This window comes from Streptomyces sp. PU-14G, assembly GCF_041028275.1.
Taxonomy (GTDB): Bacteria; Actinomycetota; Actinomycetes; order Streptomycetales; family Streptomycetaceae; genus Streptomyces.
In genome coordinates this window covers 1-3,508 of sequence record NZ_JASKYT010000529.1, presented here as the reverse complement: position 1 = coordinate 3,508, position 3,508 = coordinate 1, and the positions used below count along the sequence as shown (strand labels likewise).

General features: G+C 74.4%; 3 protein-coding genes. 2 read left to right on the top strand and 1 reads right to left on the bottom strand.

Going from position 1 to position 3,508, the window contains the following annotated elements:
• The first annotated feature begins 43 nt into the window (after window positions 1–43).
• Window positions 44–1,249 carry a glycoside hydrolase family 18 protein gene (locus AB8Z75_RS32865; RefSeq protein ID WP_369208464.1) on the top strand — a complete coding sequence of 402 codons (1,206 nt, stop codon included), beginning with the start codon at window positions 44–46 and terminating at the stop codon, window positions 1,247–1,249.
• A gap of 135 nt (window positions 1,250–1,384) precedes the next feature.
• Here AB8Z75_RS32865 and AB8Z75_RS32860 read toward each other — a convergent pair whose 3' ends face one another.
• Window positions 1,385–1,660 carry a GlsB/YeaQ/YmgE family stress response membrane protein gene (locus AB8Z75_RS32860; RefSeq protein ID WP_369208462.1) on the bottom strand — a complete coding sequence of 92 codons (276 nt, stop codon included), beginning with the start codon at window positions 1,658–1,660 and terminating at the stop codon, window positions 1,385–1,387.
• 183 nt (window positions 1,661–1,843) lie between these two features.
• Here AB8Z75_RS32860 and AB8Z75_RS32855 point away from each other — a divergent pair.
• Window positions 1,844–3,508, top strand: a 1,665-nt coding sequence (locus tag AB8Z75_RS32855; protein ID WP_369208460.1) for a bifunctional 3'-5' exonuclease/DNA polymerase, incomplete at its 3' end; no start/stop codon positions are given.

The window sequence follows — 3,508 nt, the reverse complement described above, 5'->3', positions numbered from 1 at the left end:
GCGCGGACTCCTCGGCCTCCTCGGTGCCCTCTGCGCCGCCGTCCTGGCCACGACGCTGCTGTCGGCCACGGCGTCGGCCGGGCCTCGGGAGGCGACCGCACCGGCCGCCGGGTCGAAGGCGACCACACAGGCCGCCGCGCCGAAGACCGCCGCGGGCAAGACGGTGGGCTACTTCACCAACTGGGGCGTCTACCAGCGCAACTACCACGTCAAGAACATCGAGACCTCCGGCTCGGCGGACAAGCTGACCCACATCAACTACGCCTTCGGCAACGTCCAGGGCGGCAAGTGCACCGTGGGTGACAGCTACGCCGACTACGAGAAGGCCTACACCGCCGACCAGAGCGTGGACGGCCAGGCCGACACCTGGGACCAGCCGCTGCGCGGCAACTTCAACCAGCTGCTGAAGCTCAAGAAGAAGCACCCCGACCTGAAGATCCTGTGGTCCTTCGGCGGCTGGACCTGGTCGGGCGGCTTCGGACAGGCGGCCCAGAACCCGGCCGCGTTCGCCGAGTCCTGCTACAACCTGGTCAACGACCCGCGCTGGGAGGGCCTCTTCGACGGCATCGACATCGACTGGGAGTACCCGAACGCCTGCGGCCTGACCTGCGACACCAGCGGCCGTGACGCCTTCGCGAACCTGATGAAGGCGCTGCGGGGCAAGTTCGGCGACCAGCTGGTGACCGCGGCCATCAGCGCCGACGCCTCCGCGGGCGGCAAGCTGGAGGCCGCCGACTACAAGACGGCGGCACAGTACGTCGACTGGTACCTGCCGATGACCTACGACTACTTCGGCGCCTGGGACGCCAAGGGCCCGACAGCCCCGCACTCCCCGCTGACCTCGTACGAGGGCATACCGAAGGAGGGCTTCAACACCGAGGCCACCGTCGCCAAGCTCAAGAGCATGGGCGTTCCCGGCAGCAAGCTGCTGTACGGGCTCGGGTTCTACGGGCGCGGCTGGACCGGTGTGACGCAGTCGGAGCCCGGCGGAACGGCGACGGGTCCGGCACCGGGCAAGTACGAGCAGGGCATCGAGGACTACAAGGAACTCAAGACCCGCTGCCCGGTCACGGGCAAGGTCGCCGGCACCGCCTACGCGCACTGCGGCAACCAGTGGTGGAGCTACGACACCCCGGAGACGATCGCCGCCAAGGGCGACTGGGCCGCGCAGCAGGGGCTCGGCGGCGCCTTCTTCTGGGAGCTGAGCGGCGACACGGCGAACGGAGAACTGATCAAGGCCATCAAGTAAGCACGCGAGCGGGGCGTGCACATGTGGCACGCCCCGCTCCGCACCCCGGGTGGCGGGCCGGTGGCCCGCCACCCGTTCGCTGTCCGCACCTGACCTGCCCGCACCTCACCTGTCCGCACCTCACCTGCGCACGCCTCACCTGCGCACACCCCGGCCCGCGCGCGCACGGTCGAGCAGGCTGACGCCGAGCGCGGCGAGAACGATCTGGATGACCAGTTCGATCCAGTCGAAACCCCGGGTGTCGGCGACACCCACGGCGCCGGCGATCGCCGTACCGATGAACGCGGCGACGATGCCGACCAGGATCGTCCACAGGAACCCGATCCGCTGCCTGCCCGGGAGCACCAGTCGTCCGAGCGCGCCGATGACGACGCCGACGACGAGCGCGCTGATGACACCGGATATGCCCATGGCCCACCTCTCAGCCGGGAGGAAACCCCTCCGCCTCCGAGTGTCCCCGAACGGTGCGCCCATGTCGGCCGATGAGGGGCCGGCGGGGGGACGGCGGCTCTGCCCGCGGCACACAGCCCCCTCCCCCGCCCGACACGGACCGGCCGCGAGGGCGATGTCACAGGCGGCTGGGAGACTCGCGGCATGACGGACGGCACGGGGGCGCGGCCGGGAGGGCCGCACCCGACGCAGCGGGCACAGGACGCCCTGCGGTGGGCGCTGGCCCCGGCGGGCGGCGGCCGGGTGCGGGTGTGCCCGCTGGATTCGCGGGGCGGCCGTGCGGGCCCCGTGCGGACCGAGGAGTCGGCCGCGGCTGCGGTGCGCGCCAGGAACGAGGTCACGCGGTGGGTGTGGCGGGCGACGACGGAGGTCCAGCCCGGCCTGCTCACCGCGGGGGTGCGGGCGGAGCGGTGCTACGACGTGGAGGCCGCGGAGGCGCTGCTCCTCGGTCACGAGGGCCGGGCGGGAGACCCCCGATCGCTGCCCGCGGCCCTGGCACGGCTGCGGGGGCTGCCCGTACCGCCCGACCGGCAGCCCGTCCACCACGGAACCGACCCGCAGCCCTCGTTGTTCGAGACGGGCCCTGTGCCACTGCCCGAGGGGGCCGACCCCCTCGACGCCCTGCTGGAGGTGTACGCGGCGCAGGTCGAGCGAACGGGCCGGGCGGAGCGTCCCGAACGGATGCGGCTGCTGCTCGCCGGGGAGTCGGCGGGCACGCTCGTCGCGGGAGAGATGGGCCGCGCGGGGGTGCCCTGGAGCGCGGAGATCCACCGCGAGCTGCTGGCCGAGCTGCTGGGCGAGCGGTACGCGGGCGGTGGCCTGCCGCGCCGCCTGGTGGAGCTGGAGGAGGAGGTGTCCCGCGCGTTCGGGCCCCACGAGCGGGTGCGGCCCGACCTGGCCGCCGACGTCCTGCAGGCGTTCGCGCGGCAGGGGATCCGGCTGGGCTCGACGCGGGCCTGGGAGCTGAGAAAGGTGGACCACCCGGCGGTCGAGCCGCTGCTGCGGTACAAGAAGCTGTACCGGCTCTACACCGCGCACGGCTGGAGCTGGCTGCGCTCGTGGGTGCGGGAGGGCCGTTTCCATCCGGAGTACGTTCCCGGTGGCGCCGCCTCAGGGCGCTGGACCACCAACGGCGGCGGAGCGCTGCAGATCCCCAAGGTGGTGCGCCGCGCCGTGGTCGCCGATCCGGGCTGGCGTCTGGTGGTCGCGGACGCCGACCAGATGGAGCCGCGCGTCCTGGCCGCCGTCTCCCGGGACCCGGGGTTGATGGCGGTGGCGAGCAGCGAGCGCGACCTGTACACGGCCCTCTCGGAGCGGGCGTTCTCCGGTGACCGCGCCCAGGCCAAGCTGGCGCTGCTCGGCGCCGTCTACGGCCAGACCAGCGGCGACGGGCTGAGAAACCTCGCGGCCCTGCGCAGACGGTTCCCCGCCGCCGTCGCGTACGTGGACGAGGCGGCCCGCGCGGGTGAGGAGGGCCGGCTCGTCCGTACCCACCTGGGCCGTACGTGCCCGCCCGCGGGGCGCGAGGACGGCGGGGCGCCCGACGAGGCCTCCGGAACGGGCCCCGAGGCCGGCGAGGGCTTCGCGGGGACGGGCGGGGAGACCGGCCCCGCGAAGCCCCCCCCCCCCCCCCCCCCCCCCCCCCCCCCCCCCCCCCCCCCCCCCCCCCCCCCCCCCCCCCCCCCCCCCCCCCCCCCCCCCCCCCCCCCCCCCCCCCCCCGCGGGCCGCCTCGTCCGTACCCACCTGGGCCGTACGTGCCCGCCCGCGGGGCGCGAGGACGGCGGGGCGCCCGACGAGGCCTCCGGAAC

Coding starts and splice junctions, on each gene's coding strand:
- AB8Z75_RS32860 (WP_369208462.1), bottom strand. CDS start 1,660: ATGGGCATATCCGGTGTCATCAGCGCGCTCGTCGTCGGCGTCGTCATC.